The organism is Blastomonas sp. AAP53, from assembly GCF_000331245.1.
Taxonomy (GTDB): Bacteria; Pseudomonadota; Alphaproteobacteria; order Sphingomonadales; family Sphingomonadaceae; genus Blastomonas.
The window spans coordinates 90281-108102 of the sequence record NZ_ANFZ01000021.1; the positions used below are offsets into that span (position 1 = coordinate 90281).

Annotated in this window: 14 protein-coding genes and 2 tRNA genes; all 16 read left to right on the forward strand. The window is 61.2% G+C overall.

Annotated features, from left to right (window positions below):
• Window positions 1-126: 126 nt before the first annotated feature.
• The 16 genes from D618_RS19185 (at window position 127) to D618_RS0116265 (ending at window position 17773) form a co-directional block, all read left to right on the forward strand.
• A complete protein-coding gene (locus D618_RS19185) occupies window positions 127-2061 on the forward strand; it encodes a HAMP domain-containing sensor histidine kinase (RefSeq protein ID WP_017672583.1) in 1935 nt (644 codons plus the stop codon).
• A 75-nt stretch (window positions 2062-2136) separates the two neighbouring features.
• Window positions 2137-3126, forward strand: coding sequence for a polysaccharide deacetylase family protein (locus D618_RS0116195; protein ID WP_017672584.1), 990 nt, complete (start codon window positions 2137-2139; stop codon window positions 3124-3126).
• 96 nt (window positions 3127-3222) lie between these two features.
• A tRNA-Ile gene (locus D618_RS0116200) sits at window positions 3223-3299 on the forward strand.
• Window positions 3300-3593: 294 nt separating this feature from the next.
• Window positions 3594-4871 (forward strand): site-specific integrase, encoded by a 1278-nt coding sequence (locus D618_RS19555; RefSeq protein ID WP_081590551.1) that lies wholly within the window; start codon window positions 3594-3596, stop codon window positions 4869-4871.
• A gap of 843 nt (window positions 4872-5714) precedes the next feature.
• A complete protein-coding gene (locus D618_RS19770; protein WP_152414793.1) occupies window positions 5715-6140 on the forward strand; it encodes a hypothetical protein in 426 nt (141 codons plus the stop codon).
• A gap of 14 nt (window positions 6141-6154) precedes the next feature.
• Entirely contained in the window at window positions 6155-6484 is a 330-nt protein-coding gene (locus D618_RS0116210) for a hypothetical protein (RefSeq protein WP_152414794.1), read from the forward strand.
• Between the two features lie 262 nt (window positions 6485-6746).
• The gene (locus tag D618_RS19775) at window positions 6747-7667 is read left to right on the forward strand and encodes a hypothetical protein (RefSeq protein WP_152414795.1); all 921 of its coding nucleotides are present in this window, start codon (window positions 6747-6749) and stop codon (window positions 7665-7667) included.
• On the forward strand, window positions 7664-8194 hold the full coding sequence (locus D618_RS18735; protein WP_040370949.1) for a hypothetical protein: 531 nt from the start codon (window positions 7664-7666) through the stop codon (window positions 8192-8194). The genes D618_RS19775 and D618_RS18735 overlap by 4 nt, the downstream gene beginning before the upstream one ends.
• Window positions 8195-8787: 593 nt before the next feature.
• Window positions 8788-8864, forward strand: a tRNA-Pro gene (locus D618_RS0116230).
• A gap of 191 nt (window positions 8865-9055) precedes the next feature.
• A complete protein-coding gene (locus tag D618_RS0116235) occupies window positions 9056-9787 on the forward strand; it encodes a cytochrome b/b6 domain-containing protein (RefSeq protein WP_017672590.1) in 732 nt (243 codons plus the stop codon).
• A gap of 15 nt (window positions 9788-9802) precedes the next feature.
• Entirely contained in the window at window positions 9803-10474 is a 672-nt protein-coding gene (locus tag D618_RS0116240) for a response regulator transcription factor (protein WP_017672591.1), read from the forward strand.
• 12 nt (window positions 10475-10486) lie between these two features.
• A complete protein-coding gene (locus D618_RS0116245) occupies window positions 10487-11491 on the forward strand; it encodes a HAMP domain-containing sensor histidine kinase (RefSeq protein WP_040370986.1) in 1005 nt (334 codons plus the stop codon).
• Window positions 11492-11539: 48 nt separating this feature from the next.
• Window positions 11540-12664, forward strand: coding sequence for an efflux RND transporter periplasmic adaptor subunit (locus D618_RS0116250; protein ID WP_026091777.1), 1125 nt, complete (start codon window positions 11540-11542; stop codon window positions 12662-12664).
• A 5-nt stretch (window positions 12665-12669) separates the two neighbouring features.
• The gene (locus D618_RS0116255) at window positions 12670-15780 is read left to right on the forward strand and encodes a CusA/CzcA family heavy metal efflux RND transporter (RefSeq protein WP_017672594.1); all 3111 of its coding nucleotides are present in this window, start codon (window positions 12670-12672) and stop codon (window positions 15778-15780) included.
• Window positions 15777-17033: a TolC family protein gene (locus D618_RS0116260; RefSeq protein WP_017672595.1), complete on the forward strand. Its 1257-nt coding sequence runs from the start codon at window positions 15777-15779 to the stop codon at window positions 17031-17033. The genes D618_RS0116255 and D618_RS0116260 overlap by 4 nt, the downstream gene beginning before the upstream one ends.
• 38 nt (window positions 17034-17071) lie before the next feature.
• On the forward strand, window positions 17072-17773 hold the full coding sequence (locus D618_RS0116265; protein ID WP_026091779.1) for a VIT family protein: 702 nt from the start codon (window positions 17072-17074) through the stop codon (window positions 17771-17773).
• Window positions 17774-17822 lie beyond the last annotated feature (49 nt).

Below are 17822 nucleotides of genomic sequence, written 5' to 3' on the forward strand. Positions count from 1 at the left end.
GATAAAAAGCGCCCTTTCACAGACGGATCGCTATGGCTAACGCTTGTCGGCGCTGCACCGTGCAGTGTATCGCCATCGCATCGACAGATTGTAAATTCAAAGCCGATCAAGGACTGCCCAACCTACATGCGTTACGATGATCGCCTTTCCACCGTATTGGCCGGCAAAGTTCCTGCCGGAACGGCGGCAGTGGCGCAATACCGGCAGCTGGTCGACATTCTGGGCCAGATTGCAGGCGATGACGTCGACGAACGCCATGGGACCGCCCTGGGCCGGATTCACGCGCTGCGCTCTTCGGTCACCGAGCCGGACCGGCTGCTGACGGTGCAATGCCTTTCGGGACGTCTCGTCTCGCCGGTGCTCGTCCAGTACCTGGCATCGGAGCGTCCCGATATCGCCAGCGCCGCCATTCGCGCCGCGCGGTTGAGCGATGCGCAATGGGCCGCGCTGGTGCCGTCGCTGCCGACCAGGGCACGCGGATTCCTGCGCAACCGCCGCGACCTTGGGCCGCGCACCCGCGCGCTGCTCGACCAGTTGGGGCTGTACGACACCGCGCTGCCCGATGCTGTTCGCGACGCCGCCGAACACGCGCCGCTTGCAGCCCAGCCCGCAGCCGGCGCTGCACCCGAGTTCCAGCCCGAGCCCTTGCTCGATACGGAACCCTCGATCGAGGCAGAGCCCCTGATCGAGCCAGTCACCTTGATTGACGCTGGGCCATCGCCTGAACCCGAGCCCCTGTTCGAAACGGTGACTTTGGCCCAGCCAGAGCCAGAGCCAGAGCCAGAGCCAGAAGCCCAGCCCGACACCGGTGCGCCCGCTCCAGCAGAAACCGGTGGACCGCAAAGCATCGGCGAGATCGTCAAGCGGATCGAAGCCCTGCAGGAGGTCCGCATTCGCCAGGCGATGGAGGACCGTCCGGTCGATGCCGCGCAAGGCTGGAGCCTGCTCGAAGGCGCGGTTGGCGGTGTCGCAGCGACGCCTGCCGAGACCAAGCTGGCCGAAACGGCCGGCGAAAGCGGATGGCCCGAGGGGCATCAGCACTTCCAGTTCGCCACCGGCGTCGATGGCGCGATCGCCAGCACCAAGGGCATGCTGCTGGGCATGGTGCATGGCCTCTCGCTGGCGATGCCCGCGATGTCTGGATACCGCGGCGTCGATGCAGCGGTCTCGACCGCGTTCAGTCGCCGGATGCCCATTCGCGGCGGTCGCGCCGATCTGGGCAGCGCAGCGTCACTGGCAGGCGAGTGGCGGGTCGATGCCGATCCCAGCTTCGATCGCGCGACGGGACGTTTCATCGGGTACAGCGGCACGGTGCGTCGCCCGATGCCGTGGGAAAGTGCGGGCCCGGATGCGGGTGTTGCCGGCCTGACCGGACGTGATGGCCTGCGCCAGATCGTCCACGAACTGCGTACCCCGCTCAACGCGATCATGGGTTTTTCCGAGATCATCGAGCAGCAGCTGTTCGGCCCGGTTGCCACTGAGTATCGCGAGATGGCACAGCGCATCCGCCAAGACGCGCGCCAGCTGCTCAGCGGCTTTGATGATCTTGATACCGCATTGCGGCTTGATCGTAACGCCATCGACGATCCGGCAGGGCACGTTTCGCTGGCCGATCTGGTTGATCGCCTGTCGGCCCGCATCCAGCCGCTGATCGAGTTTTCCAACGCCAGGCTGGACATGGGGCCGCAGCCGGAAGCTGCCATCATCGCCATGTCGGCGCAGGCGCTCGACCGCATCGTGCCGCGGCTGGCCGGAGCGCTGATCGGCAGCTGTGCCCCCGCAGAAACGCTGGTGCTGCAGTTTGCCACCGGCACACATGGTATCGATCTCAGCTTCAGCCGCCCGCAGTCGCTCGCCGGGCTGGACGAGGAAAGCCTGTTCGATGTCGATCGCGGCGATGCGTCGCAGCGTGATGGTGGACCTCTGCTGGGCCTGGGCTTTTGTCTGCGTCTGGTGCGCAACCTGCTGGCCAGCCATGGCGGGCAGATGACGGTGGAGCCCGATGCTCTTCGCTTGACCTTGCCCAATGCGGGGATTAGCGCAGAAGTAGCGCGTTCTTGAGCGGGAGGGGCGCTGCAGGGCCTGGCGGTGGGGAGCCGCCGGCCTGATCATTGCGACGCTGCGAGACCGAAGCGAATGACCTTTGCAAGATTGCCGGGAAAGGATGATTTCGTCCATTTCTCGCCCGATGCCGGACCACGTTACCTGGTCACGGTCGATGTCGAGGAAGAGTTTGACTGGACGCGTCCGATCAAGCGCGAGGGCTATTCGCTCGAAGCGGTCGAGGCGATCAACGACTTTCAGACGCTGTGCGAAGAATACGGCGTAACGCCTTTGTATCTCGTCGATTGGCCGGTGATTTCCGATCCGCGCGGCAAGGAGATCTACGGCCGACTGGTGCGCGAGGGCAGGGCCGAGGTCGGCATCCAGCTGCACCCCTGGGTGAACCCGCCGTTCGACGAGGAGGTCACTCAGCGCAACACCTACGCCGGCAACCTGCCCAAGGACCTCGAGCGCGCCAAATTCTACGCGCTGCGCGATGCGATCACCGAGGCGACAGGGACCCAGCCGATCGCGTATCGGGCCGGACGCTATGGCATCGGCCCGCAGACACTCAATCTGCTGCGCGAAGCGGGGGTGCGTTACGATACATCGGTGCGCGCCAATTTCGACTACAGCCAGGCCGAGGGGCCGGACTTTTCGCGCTATCCGCTCAAGCCCTATTGGCTGGATAAGGCGCTGGGCATCATCGAACTGCCGGTGACATCGGTCTATTGGGGGCTGCTGCGCCGCCAGGGTTCGCACTTTCCATTGGCGCAGATGGCGGGGCTCACGCGCTCGCTGATGGCGCGCGGGCGATTGCTGGAGAGGATTTCGCTGACGCCGGAGGGGATTTCGGTCGATGAGGTGATCCGGGGCATCGATATCGCGCTGGACGACGGCCTGCCGATCCTCAACTTCTCGTTTCACTCGCCCTCACTGAAGGCCGGCTACACCCCTTATGTCCGCAAGGACGAGGATGTCGCTGCGTTCTACGATTGGTGGCACCGGGTGCTGTCCTATCTCTCGCAACGCGGGGTCCAGCCCACCAGCATCGCCGGGATCGACGCCAGCGTCGTGCGCTGATTGCGGCGCGCGAGCGAAGGAAACCGCATCCAGCCGCTTTTCCCGCTTGCCATGTCGCCCTGCGCTGGGTAACCGCCCCTCTGGCACAGCCGGGACGGGCCTGTAGCTCAGTTGGTTAGAGCTGGCCGCTCATAACGGCTAGGTCGGGGGTTCGAGTCCCTCCGGGCCCACCAGCCCGTCTCACGCCGGACCACCAGGAGCCGGCATAGACTGGAAGACATAGGGGCCAGATGACGGCCATTGGATCGGGGAGTGGCGCAGCCTGGTAGCGCGTCTGCTTTGGGAGCAGCCCCGTTAGCCACTCATGACGTTGCAAGGTGAGTCACCAGAGCGCACAATTTGCGCTCAACTCACCGGAAAACAACGGAAGCCCTAGGCTCTAAGTGCATCGTTGTGGCGCAGGACGACTCGCCACGACATATAAGGGGAGGTCACCCTAAGGGCCACCCCAAGGCACTGGAAGTCGTATGCAACTACCCCCCCTGACTGACCTGAGAATTCGGTCACTTCAAAACACCACTGGCAAACGCGAGGAGCATCGAGACGCTGCTGAGAAGGGACTGTATCTCGTGATACAGCCGAGCGGGGCAAAGTCGTTTGTCTGGCGCTCAAAGTCCAATGGCCGCAAAATGCGTGTCGGCATCGGATCTTATCCAGCCGTCACTCTAGCAGAGGCGCGGAGTAAAGTGCGGGAGTTAGCCCGCAACAAGAGTCGTGGTATCGACCCGGTAGCCCAAAGGAAAGCAGCCCGACAGGCTGCGCGAGTCCAGTATCAGTTGGAACGAGAGCAGCTTTCCAAGCCAGCAGAGGAGCGCGGAGACAGTTTTCTTGCGCTGGCTAACGAATGGCTGCGCAGGGTTCATGATGAACCACTGCGTCGGCAGGCAGCGGAGACGCGACGATACGTGGAAAAATATCTCCAATCTTTCCACGGCAAGGTCGCGGGCACGGTCTCTCGCCAAGAGGTTGTTGCATTGGTTTCCAACATCGAGCGAATCAATGGAGCCACCACCGCACACCATGCCCTCAAAACGATCAAGGCCATTTACAATTGGGCAATCGAACGTGGTTGGTCGGGTGGGGGAACTATCATTGAGCGCAATCCTGCCGACAAGTTGCGAACGCCACGTAGCCCCCGACAGTCTGCACGAACTAGGCGTCTGTCTGATGCAGAGATAGCTGCATTCTGGGCGGCTTGCGATGCCGAAACCGGATCATACGGGAAGGCCTATCAGCTTCTGTTGCTATCAAGTCAGCGATTGATGGAAGTGCTCGGGGCACGGTGGAGTGAGTTTGATCTCGACCAGAAAATCTGGTTGATTCCTGCTGACCGGATGAAAATGGCGCGGGAGCACGCTGTTCCATTAACACAGCCGATGCTGGCGCTACTGGAGAGCCTACCTCGCATCGATGGTTGTGATCATTTGTTCCCCAATCGGCGATCTCTCGCCCGGAATATGGGGAGCGATAGTCGCGCTAAGCTGAGGATCAGTGCCCGTATGCGAAAATCGCTAGGTGAAGTGCCTCCATGGGTTTTCCATGATTTTCGTCGCACTTCTGCGACTGAATTGCAGCGGCAAGGCTTCCGGGGTGAGGTAATCGAAGCAGTCCAGAGCCGAGATGCTGTGACCGGGACGGCTGCCCATTATAACCTCTATGCCTTTTCAGAAGAAAAGCGAAAGGCGTTGGAGGCTTGGAATAACCATGTTGCAAGCCTGATTGGAAGAAATAAACCAAATAGCTAGGGCTTTAATCCGGAAATCGTCGCAAAAATACTGGCATTGCATTATGCAGGTTACTTCAAAATTGAAGGAATTTGATATGAATGAGTATTTAACGGTTTCTGAATTGGCTAGGCGTTGGAGGTGCAGTAAGGCGAAGGTGTACCGAGTTATAAAATCCGAGAGTATGCCTTATCTAAATTTTGGTAGCCGTCGATTGTTTCCTAGCAGATGCGTTTTGAAGGTGGAGGAGGGATGGATGGTCGGGCAAAAATCGATTTAACTTAGTCGGCGCTAAATTGCGTTTTTTGTCCTTAGCCTAGGATATACATATATATTCTCTTTATTTCTTAACGCGTTAGCTAGTTTTGATATAAAAAATAAGGTATATATGGTGTATATCATAGGCTAAGACGAAATTTCTTGATTTTGCGCTGACTAAAGTTGGCGGTTTTTGTGCGATGTGATAGCGTATTTGAAAAATCCGATTTTAAAGCCCCTCAGGGCATGATTGGTGTTTGGGTTGGGTCACCCTCCGGGTACTTTCAAATCGAGTCCTGAGGGGGCTTAAAACGGAATCTGGGGCATGTCTATGATGTCGTATCGTCTCGGCATGCTTTGGGCAGTATTGATTTGCTGAGTGGAGGTAGTCCACTCACTACCTCTGGACATAACGGTTGGATTAGCTAAACAACTCTCGTCGCTCCGATCTTAGTCGTGAGGAGCGCCCGCTGAACGCGGCAAAAACACAGGTCTACCGGCACACGCCGGGTGGCCTGCGAAATAAAATACCGAATGGGAATACGTAGGGGCGTGTTCCTGTGTTCGCGCCGACTAACCGCCCGGTTCGGGTGGCTGGAGAAACGTATGTATGCTGTTGGCAGGAATGTGATTGTTGTTGGCCTTGCTCTGCTCGCAACGCCGCTCAATGGCCAATCGAAGACTTCCGTCAAAGTTGCCACCGATGCCGTCCGTAATGCAACTGCTGATCCCATTGCGGTTCAATTTCGCAATGTCAGGGCACAGGGGGCAGTGATATGTGGCGAATACAACGCGAAAAATTCCTATGGGGCTTATGTCGGCTTTGATAATTTTGTGTTTGAGCCAGCGCGAAATGAAGGTTTTTTGATGAAATCCATGGCGCGAATTTCGCGAAGTGGTGTGATTGAATCTCCGGAAGGAATCATCAAGGCATTGCGCGGCGCCGGGGCAGGTCTTGACGCAAAGGCTTCCAGGCAGCAGATGGATAAAGTTACGAGCGATGCTGCTGCAATGCTTCTAAGGTGTGCATGATGCTAGCGTGTGCGTTGTTCCTGCTTCAAGTAGTTGCACCTTTGTTCATAACGCCAGATGAAATGAACGACCTTGAAGAGGTCGGGAGCATATGCCGCGCCGCTTCTGAGGCAACAATAGATGCATTTGAGTGGCAGGCGATTATTCGCGATGCCGGCTCAGTCGGTGGACTGTCGCCAGATGATCAGAATTTGCTTGTGCGGATGTGTGGCATGTATGCCGTGGCTAAGCGAGATTCTGCGCGCGAGCAGCTTGCAGAGGTGCAGCGCGAACTTGACGATATGAGCCTGGACCAAAAAGCAGTTTTGCGAGAACTGGACGAGGCTGGACGTATACCGGACTAGTCCATGCAAAATCTCGCGGCAAAGCGAACGGGCAGCAGCCAGGGGAGTTGGGGAAAGGTGGCCATTCACTAGGCGCAAAATCTCAGTCGCTGATAAACGTGATACGGAGCCTTTAACTGGACTTGGCAAGGCTTCGTATCAGTGGCACGTAGAGCTCTGCGCGGAATACGTAAGGCGGTCATGCCGTCATTATGATTGAAACGATCATTGAATTTGTCGTCGCATCTTGCTTTGATAGAAAAACCACAAGAGGGGTGTCAGGATGGCGAGTGCAATTGGCCTACGCGGTTATTTGATTACGGCGCATAAGAAGGGCGAACGCGCAATGATTCCGTTTAGCTCAACGGAACTCAATATTACCCCGCCCAAATTTTTCACAAAATTTGTCGCTGATCATGATGAGGCTGTCCAGCACGCTGAAAAAGAGCGTAGCTGGTATTTTGAAGAACGCGATGAAGATGGAAAAGGAAACAGCAAGGGCTATACGCATTATGGCACCTTTGGTTTTGAAAGCGATTTCGTAAATAGCAAGACAAAAACAAAAAAATACCGACGTGAAATCGACGACACGGAAGAAATACCACTTTTTTATGAGTTTTGGTGGCCTGATAATAAGAATTTTTGTTTCGCGGCGTTCCAGTCGTTTCAAGGTCGGTCCTGCATCGGCTTGGTGATGGAGCAAGCGAAAGATGAGTTTGCAGCAAGAAATCCAGGGTATGTTTTGAAATATCAAAAGCTGATACCGAGTGAGGGAAGCGGCCTGTATAGTAAAGCACCCGTTAAACGGCTTCGTCTGATCAAGCGTAACGCTCCGCAAGACGTAACTGATCGCTATTTAGGCAGGCGGGTTCCTGATACCGTCAATTTTGAAGTGCGGTTATCTACAAACCGCAACAAAATTCTCGGAACATTCAAAGAAGTTACGGGCGCACTGAGAAAAAGTGACGCTGGACTTGTTTTGCATGACGGTATCGAATTTTCAGAAGTGTATGCCGATGTAAAGATTGGTGGCAAATTCCGGCCGGTTGGAGTCTTTGGGAGTGATACCAACGCTGGCGTTATCGATATAACGCAAGATATAAAACGCGGGCCAGATGGTCACCCTACTTATGAATCACTAGTTATTCAATGCGACAAGATACTGTTGGATTTCTTAGAAATCGTGAATAATAAACAAACATGAAAATCAATATAATCTCCATCGTTCGGGATCATTGCGAAACCCTTTACGACAGCCGAAGCAATCGCGCTTCATTGGCTGATGTTTTTTTATTTTACGGATGCCCAATGGTTGCGGCGGCTGTTTCTTATTATTTTAACCTAACGCTGAAAACCGATGCATATAACATATCAATTACGTTCTTCGGAATTTTCATTGCCTTAATACTGAACATCCAGGTGGCAATGTTTTCAATTTTTCAGCGCAAATGGGAAGTGCCAACGGACAAGCGTGTTGCGATGTCGATGGCTCAAACTCTTGCTGACCGAAAAAAACTATTGATAGAATTGAATGCCAATCTGTCCTACCTTATTCTTGTTTGCTGTTCTGCTTTGGTGGTGTCGTTAGTTTCATTTATAAAGTCTTATGATAAGGGATTGATCCCTGCTCTCGTGGTTTTTCTATATGCTCATTTCTTGTTGACGCTGTTGATGGTTGTCAAACGCTCTCATGCGCTTTTCCACAAGGAATATCGAGATAGCCCCGATTGAGTGGATTGCGGTCAGTCTTCTGCAACTCTAGCGGATACGTCCAATTTCAGACCGTTCGCACCGTCTATGGTACTTGCTTAAGTCTCACTATTCGCTTTGGGGGGAGGTAGCATTCCACGCTGTAGCAGTTCATGATGGGGAATGGTTGAGCCGTCCCAGGAATCGAGGCGAAAGCCGCAAACATCGCAGTCCGCATGATCCTTGTCCCGCATGGTCACGCGAGAATAGGTGACTGCATAAATCGATCCGCAGTGGCCACAGGTCATTTTCTCAGACATGCCCACAAGTGTAGGTTGACCGTGAGTTTGGAAAAACCAAAAAATCAGAAATTTTGCTGGGCATAGAGAGGGAGGGGTAATGTCGCTTTTAGCATGACCTGCGCTGAAAAGCCTGCTACCCTTATTGACCAGGTCATAAAGCTTGTAACGCCTAGGCTAGCAGGTAATTTTTCATCGACCCATTCACATTGCGCTAGCAATGTTAGCTCGGCCCCCCTAAGGGACACCCTCGACAGCTTGCACCTCGGCTATGGCTTTCCAGAAAAGCTATTGGTGGTTGTTAAGTTGTTGATTTAACATGAAACTGCTTAGAGTCGGGGAGTGGCGCAGCCTGGTAGCGCGTCTGCTTTGGGAGCAGAGGGTCGCAGGTTCGAATCCTGTCTCCCCGACCACATTATCTTCATCGATCTGGCGATGCAGCCTGTCGCCATGGGCTGATGGCTCTGTGCAAGCACTCCCACACCACAACATTCAACACCACCACATTACTCCGCTGCCACACAGGCTGCTCGCGCCTCATTTCGTCAGCATGTCAGGCTCGCGTCAGCCACGGATGGCAAACCCGGTCGCATAGGAGGCTATCATGGCTCATGCGACTCGATCTGTTGGTGCTACCATCCGCGTCTGGGATGTTCCGGTCAGGCTCTTTCACTGGTCGCTGGTTGTCGCGATCGCGCTTGCCTTCGTATCGTCCGAGGAAGACAGCCCGCTTGCTGCCTGGCACATGGTCGCCGGGTGGGTCGCTGCGGTGCTGATCGGTTTTCGGCTGTGCTGGGGCTTCATCGGCAATGCTCAGGCGCGGTTCGCGAACTTCGTGAAGCCGGCCGCAGTGTTCCCCCATTTGCGCGAGCTGATCGCCGGGCGACCGGAGCGCTCGATAGGGCACAATCCCTTGGGCGGGCTTGCCGTGCTGGCGCTGCTGGCGGGTACGGCGGCGGTGACCTGGACGGGTATCCGGATGACCTCTGGCGGAGGCAGCGAGGACCTGCACGAGATTCTCGCCTTTTCGTTGCTGGGGCTGATCGTCGTGCATATCGTTGGCGTCGTGGTGATGTCGTTGCTGACGCACGACAATCTGGCCCAGGCGATGGTAACCGGCCGCAAAGCCGCGCACGGAGGGCAGTTGCCGGTGGCACCGCGCAGATTTCGTATGCTGGCCCATCTGGGCGGGGTAGCGATTGTCGGCCTGTTGGTGCTGGGCGTGATCCGCTATGATGCAGGGGCGTTCATCCCCGGATCGCGCGAGGAGGCTGAACATGCAGAGCAGCACGCCGCGCTGGGCGGCCCGGTGCTGGAGGCCAACGATGACGATTGAACAGGGACATGCGCCTTGCGCCTGCTGATCATCGAAGACAACGACCGGCTGGCGGGACTGCTCGCCGAGGGACTGGGGCGACGCGGATTCATCTGCGACACCGCGCCTGATCTTGCGACGGCGGAGGACTGCCTTGCCGGGGCCAGCTTCGACGCCGTCATCCTCGATCTGGGCCTGCCGGACGGAGACGGGCTGGCGTGGCTCCAGCATCAGCGCAGCCTGCGCCAGCTGGTGCCCGCATTGATGCTGACCGCACGCGGCGGGCTTGAGGACCGAATCGCCGGTCTCGATGCCGGGGCGGACGATTATCTGGTCAAGCCGGTGGATATCGAAGAGCTGGCGGCGCGGGTCAGGGCCTTGCTGCGAAGGCCCGGCCCGCGCGCCATCAATGCGCTGGAAAGCGGGTCGCTGCGCTTCGATCCGGTGACGCGAGAGGCGCGACTGGATGGCCGCGTCATCGATCTGTCGCGGCGGGAGGCCGATCTGCTCGAGCTGCTGATGCGGCGGCTGGGCAGCGTCGTGGTGCGCGCTGCCATCGAGAACGCGCTCTACAGCTTCAACGAGCCGGTCACTCCCAATGCCGTCGAAGCCATTGTCTCGCGGCTGCGGCGCAAGCTGGAAGAGGCGGGGCTGGCCGGGCAGCTGCACACCGTGCGTGGTGTCGGCTACATGCTGCGGAGCGGGTGAGTGAACCAGGCCATGCCTTCCATCTTCCGGTCGCTGGCGCGCGGGCTTGCGCTGGTCGTCAGCGGCGGCACCATTCTGCTGCTGGCGGCGGTGTTGCTGGAATACTGGAGCAGCTTTGCCGCGATGCCCGCGCCCGATGCCTTGCGCGCAGCGCTGCGCGAGATGGCCGAGCACGTCGTGCTTCCGGTGCTGGCGCTCGCCATCCCGATGATGCTGGCGATCCATTTCGTGATGCGCCGCGCCCTGCAGCCATTGTCGGACGCGACCGAACGGCTGAATGCCGTGTCCGGTCAGGATCGCAATATCCGCGTCGACGATGCGCATCTGCCCGCCGAAATCCTGCCCTTTACCACCGCGGTCAACACACTGCTGGGGCGGCTGGAACAATCCGCAGCGCACCAGGAGGCATTTGCTGCCGATGTTGCGCATGAACTGCGCACGCCATTGGCAGCGATGATGCTGGAGCTGGACGGCATGAAGGGGCCTGAGGCTGCGCGGCTGAAGGGCGACGTCGCAGCGATGCGGCGGCTCATCGATCAGCTGATGCTGCTGGCGCAGATGGATGCGCAACAGGCCGCACTCACGGCGACCGATGATGTCGATCTGGCCGAGCTTGCCAGCGATGTGATCGCCCGAATTGCGCCCGGCGTGATTGCCTCGGGCCGGATGATCGAGCTTGTCTGCGACACGCTGCCACCGCTGGTGCGCGGCCGACGCGAGGCCATCGGTGCAGCGTTGCGCAACCTGATCGACAATGCGGTGCGTGTGACGCCGCCTGCAGGAACCGTGCGGGTGATGCTGGACGGCAGCCCTGCCATCCGTGTTGCCGATGGGGGGCCCGGCCTGTCATCCGATCAGCTCGACCGGCTGGTGCAGCGTTCGGCCCGTGCCGACCATGCCAGCCCCGACGGGGCGGGCCTTGGCCTTGCCATCGTCCACCGCATCATGGAGGTGCATGGCGGCACCATCCGCACCGACCCTGGACGCAGCAGCCTTATCCTCGATTTTTGCCCATAACTGGCTGCCGTCAGGCGGTTGTCAGCTTTGTCCGGCACCAGCGATGCCATGGACAGGGCAAAGATCATTTTCGGGGGCATGGCGGCGCTGGCGATTGTCGGCGCGGTCGCAGGGTATCAGTTTTTGGGCGGGTCGGATCAGCCCGATGATGCGGGCGCAGAGGCTGCCGGATCACAGGCAGCGCCCGGAGTGCTCAGCGTGCAGCAAGTGCAGCGGCTGGGCATTCGCACCGTATCTGCCAGGGTAGCGGCAGACATTCCTCTGGGAACCGTCTCCGGCGCGATAACGCTGCCGCCCGAAGCGCAGGTCGCGGTCACGGCCCCGTTCGATGGGGCGATCATCCGGCTGCACGTCATCCAGGGCCAGCAGGTTTCGGCGGGCCAGGCGCTGGCCACGGTGAAAAGCCGCGAGCCGGTGCAATATGGTGCGGAGCTGGCGCGCGCCGAGGCCAGGCTGGGCCTGGCCGAAGCGAGTGCTGCACGCACGCGGCAGCTGGTGCAGGAAGGGATCATTGCCGGGGCACGGGCTGACGAGATGAACGCCCAGATCCGCGTCGCGCGGATCGATGTCGCAGAAAACGCCCGTATCCTGCGCCAGGCAGGGGCAAACCCGGCAGGCGAGGTCACGCTGCGCGCGCCGATCGGCGGACGCGTCGCCGCGATGACGGCGCAGGTCGGCGGGCCGGTGATGGCCACGTCCGCCCCGTTCGTGATCGAGAACAGCGCAGCGTTCACGCTCGACCTGCAATTGCCCGAGCGGCTGGCGGGCAAGGTGCGCCCCGGCATGCGCATCCTTGTGCCTGCATCGGGGGCGATGGCCGAATTCAGCGGCACGATCGTGTCGGTCGGTGCCTCGCTCGATCCGGTGACCCGGTCGATCATCGCCAAGGCGCGGATCGATGGCGCGCCGCCCCTGGTGGCCGGCAAATCGGTGATGGTCGTGATCGTTGGCGATGGCGCTCAAACCGGCGTCAGCGTGCCGTCCGGCGCGGTGACCCGGATCGACGGCAAGCCGCACGTGTTGGTGCGCACAGGCAAGAGTTTCGTCCCGCGCGCGGTGGTCACCGCAGGGCAGTCGGGCGATCTGACGATCCTGTCCGATGGTCTGAAGCCGGGGGACACCGTCGCCGTCTCGGGTCTGAGCGAACTCAAGATGCTGCTGGCGGGGAACTGACCGCGATGTTGCGCAAACTCGTCGAAGCCTCGCTGAATTTCCGGCTGGTCGTCGCCGGGCTGGCGATCGCGCTCGCAGCGATCGGAGCCTGGTCGTTCGCCAACCTGCCGATCGATGCCTTTCCCGATATCAGCTCGACCCAGGTCAAGATCATCCTCAAGGCCCCCGGCATGACGCCCGAAGAGGTGGAAAGCCGGGTCATCACGCCGATCGAGATGGAGATGCTGGGCATCCCCCGGCAGACGGTCCTGCGTTCGGTCGCCAAATATGCGATCGCCGATATCACCATCGATTTTGCCGACGGCACCGACATCTACTGGGCGCGAAGCCAGGTCGCCGAGCGGCTGGCCAATGCCACCGCCGACCTGCCCGCGACGGTCGAAGGCGGGATGGCACCGATTTCGACGCCCTTGTCCGACATGTTCATGTTCACCATCGAAGGGCCGTTGTCGCTGACCGAGAAACGGCGGCTGCTCGACTGGACGTTGCGGCCTGCGCTCCGCACGGTGCCGGGCGTGGCCGATGTCAACGCGCTGGGCGGCATGGTCGAAACCTATGAAGTTCAGCCTGATCCAGCAGCGCTCGCCGCCGCCAGTCTGACCATCGACGACCTCAGGACGGCGATCGAAGCCAGCAATCGCAATGATGGCGCGGGCCGGCTGAGCGTCGCGGAAGAGGCACTGATCGTGCGTTCGGTCGGAGCGATCGCCTCGCTCGACGATCTGGCCTCGGTGGTGGTGCGCAGCGCAGGCGGCGGCGTGGTGCGCGTCGGCGACGTCGCCACGGTGCGGATGGGCAGCCTCACCCGCTATGGCGCGGTGACCAAGAATGGCCAGGGTGAAGCGGTGCAGGGCCTGGTCATCGGCCTGCGCGGCGCGGATGCGAGCAAGATCGTGGCCGGGATCAAGCAGCGGCTGGCCGAATTGCAACCGACACTGCCGCCTGGCGTCACGGTAGCGACGTTCTACGACCGGTCGGACCTGATCGGCCGCGCCGTCGGCACGGTGGAAAAGGCGTTGCTGGAGGCGACGATCCTCGTCGTCATCCTGCTGCTGCTGTTCCTGGGCGATGTGCGCGCTTCGGTCATCGTCGCTGTCGCCCTGCCGATGGCGGCGCTGATGACCTTCATCTGGATGCGCGCGATCGGCCTGACCGCCAATCTGATGAGCCTGGGGGGCCTTGCCATCGCGGTCGGCATGCTGGTGGATGGTGCCGTCGTGGTCGTCGAGAATGTTGTCGAACGATTGTCCGACGCGAAGCATCGCAGCGCCAGCAAGCTCAACTGCGTGCTTGTCGCGACATCGGAGGTCGCAACTCCGGTGGCATCGGGCATGGCGATCATCGCCCTGGTCTTTCTGCCGTTGCTGACGCTCGAGGGGCTGGAGGGCAAGCTGTTCGCGCCGGTGGCGATGACCATCGTGCTGGCCTTGCTGTCGGCATTGATCCTGGCCCTGACCCTGGTGCCGGTGCTGGCCTATTACGGCCTCAGGCGCAGCGAAGCGCAGCACGAACCCGCACTGATGCGCTGGATGACCCCGCGCTATGCGCGGTTGCTCGACGCGTCGTTTGTGCATCCACGCCGGGTGTTCGCAGCGGCAGGCGCGGCGCTGCTGCTGGCAGCAGGGGCCTATGCGGTCACCGGCAAGACCTTCCTTCCCACGATGGATGAAGGCTCGATCATCGTGCAGCTGACCAAGCTGCCCAGCATCGGCCTCGGCCACAGCACGGCAGGGGACATGAAGGTGCAAAAGGCGCTGCTCGCCGATGTGCCCGAGATCGAGGCGGTGATCGCGCGGGTGGGCAGCGACGAGCTGGGCCTCGACCCGATGAGCCCCAACGAGACCGACAGTTTCCTCCAGCTCAAGCCGCGCGACGAATGGCGCCGGGCCGACAAGGCCTGGCTGACCGACCAGATCCGCGCCGTGATGCACGATTTTCCCGGTATCGAGCCGACCTTCACCCAGCCGATCGAGATGCGCATTTCGGAAATGCTGACCGGCGCGCGCGGCGATCTGGTGATCAAGCTGTTCGGCCCCGATATCAACGAGCTTTCGCGGCTGGCGGGCGAGATCCAGGGGCGGCTCGAGAAGATCGAAGGCACCACCGAGGCGATGACCGTGGCCAATGACACCGTGGATTACCTTCAGCTCGACATGGACCGCGTTGCGGCCGGGCGCGCCGGGATGCCGGTTGACCTGCTCCAGGACATGATGCGCGCCAATGTCGAGGGCATCCGCGCCGGGACGGTCACCGAAAACGGACGCCGGGTTCCGGTGATGATCAAGGGGATCGGTGGCGATGGCATGGACCCTGCGGCATTTGCCGACCAGATTTATCGCGCGCCCTCGGGCCAGCTCGTCCGCGCCAGCGACGTCGCGCAGATCCGCCAGGTCGCCGGTCCCGTGAAGCTGGAGCATGAAAACGGGTCGCGCTACGCGATGGTGCAGGCCTTTGTCGGTGGGCGCGATCTGGTCAGCTATGTCGATGCCGCCAAGCGCGACATCGAAGCCAATGTGGATCTGCCGCAGGGCTATCGGCTGGTCTGGGGCGGCCAGTTCGAGAACCAGCAGCGCGCCTCGGCCCGGCTGATGGTGGTGCTGCCGATCTCGCTCGTGCTCATCTTTCTGGTGCTGTTCGCTACGCTTTCCTCGGTGCGCGCTGCCCTGCTCATCCTGGCCAACATTCCGTTCGCGATGGTGGGCGGCATGGTCTCGCTGGCGCTGGCGGGCGAGTATCTTTCGGTCCCGGCCTCGGTCGGGTTCATCGCGCTGCTCGGCATCGCGGTGCTCAACGGGCTCGTGATGGTGACCTGCTTCCGCCAGCTGCGCGAGGACGGGCTGAGCCTTGAGCAGGCGGTGAGACAGGGCGCGGTGCGACGATTGCGCCCGGTGATGATGACCGCAACCATCGCCGCCTTCGGTCTGGTGCCGTTGCTGTTTGCGACCGGGCCGGGCTCCGAAATCCAGCGGCCGCTTGCCATCGTGGTGATCGGCGGGCTGGTGAGCGCGACGATGCTGACGCTGATCCTGCTGCCGATCCTGTATGAACGCTTTGGCGAAAGCCGGGCCGAGCGCGCGGCGGGCAACCGCGATGCAGCGGCGGGAGAGGCAGCATGATGGCCCGGTTTCCCTTGATCTCCGTCCTGCTTCCCACATTGGCCGCCGCCGTGCTGGCCAGCGCGTCTGCTGCGCTGGGCCAGCCCGGCCTGCCGCCCGAGCTGCAGGTGCGCGCGGCGCTGGACGAGCACCCCTTGGTGCGTGCGGCCATTGCCCGCGTGCAAGCGGCGCGTGCCGATGATGAAGCGCTGCGCGTGGGGCCGCACGAGTTTTCGCTGACCACCAGCGTCATCCAGCGCACGGTCGATCGCGATGGGCGCTATGCCGAATTCGACACCGCGTTGAGCCGCCCGATCCGACTGCCCGGCAAGGCGCGGCTCGACCGACAGGCGGGGGCATCGGGCATCGAGGCGGCACAAAACCGGATGGAGGATGCAAGGCACCAGGCGGCGTTGCTGCTGGCCGACTATTGGTGGGACTGGCTGGGCGCGTCTGCCGAGGAGCAAATCGACCGTCAGGCGACCGAAAATCTGGAGCGCTCCCTGTCGAGCATCCGCCGCCGGGCTGAGCAGCGCGATGCCGCGCCGATGGAGGTCGATCAGGCGGAGGCGGCGTTGAGTGTGGCGCGGTTGCAGGTCCAGCAGTCAGCCGGGCGCGCGGCCATCGCCAAGGCACGGTTGCAGGCCCAGTTTCCGGGCCTGGTCCTGCCCAGCGCGCCCGGTGATCTGCCTCTGCCCGAACTGCCGCAGGCAAGCCTGGCCGAGTTGCGCCGCCTCGTCATCGAGCGCAGCCATGAGGTTGGCGCGGCCAAGGCAGAGGCAGACCGGCTGCAGGCTCTGGCCGACCGCGCTGGTCGTGATCGGATCGCCGATCCCAGCATCGGCGTGCGCGCATTCAGCGAACGCGGCGGGGCAGAAACGGGTCTGGGTCTGATCGCCACCATCCCGTTGGGAGGGCGTCATCGCAGCGCCCTGGCCGATCGCGCCAGTGGCGAGGCTGCTGCTGCCGCCGCCGAGGCGACTGCAGTCGGGTTTGACGTGCAGGAAATGGCCGATACCGATGTCGTCAGCGCGGACACCGCCTGGCAAGCCTGGCTGCGCAGCCGCGATGGCGCCAAAGCCCAGGTCGCTGCCGTGTTGAAGATGCGCAAGGGCTATGATCTCGGCGCCATCGACCTTGCCGATCTGTTGCTGTCCGAGCGGCAGACGCAGGACATGTTCCGGTCCGAGGTACAGGCCCGCACCGCCGCCTTGCGAGCCATCACGCGCATTTTGATCGACAGTCACAGTATCTGGATCGGCGATGATCTATAAGCAGGCATGGTCTTTCCATCAGCCCAAGGGAAAACCCCATGCCAAAGACGAAAATGCATTCCGAAAGCCACCAGATATCGCGGATCGGGTGGCTTCGCGCCGCTGTCCTGGGCGCGAATGACGGGATCGTTTCCACCGCAAGCCTTGTCGTTGGCGTAGCGGCATCTGGCGCGGATCGCCAGGCGCTGCTGGTTGCAGGGGCAGCTGGTCTGGTCGCTGGCGCGATGTCGATGGCTGCGGGAGAATATGTCTCGGTCAGCAGCCAGTCGGATACCGAGGCCGCCGATCTGGCGCGGGAGCGTGCCGAGCTGGCCAGCGATCCCGAGCACGAGCAGGCCGAACTGGCCGCGATTTATGTCGGGCGCGGTGTCGAGCCTGCGGTCGCCGATATCGTGGCCGCTCAGATGATGGCGCACGACGCCTTGGGCAGCCATGCCCGCGATGAACTGCACATCAACGCGAGCACAGCGGCCCAGCCGCTGCAGGCCGCCGTTGCATCGGCCCTGACATTCACGCTGGGCGCGGCGCTGCCGCTCGTGCTGGCGGCCGTGCTGCCGATGGGGTGGCTGGTAATCGGCGAGGCGGGCGGGTCGATCCTGTTCCTTGCGCTGCTGGGCGCGGTGAGTGCGCGCGCCGGGGGCGCGGCCATCGCCAGGCCGGTGGCCCGTGTCGTCTTCTGGGGCGTGCTGGCAATGGCGCTGACCGCAGGTATCGGCAGGCTGGTGGGCACCGCGCTATAGCTGCGGACACTCGGCCAGCGCTGTCTTTGCTGCAGGCGGCCTGCGGACC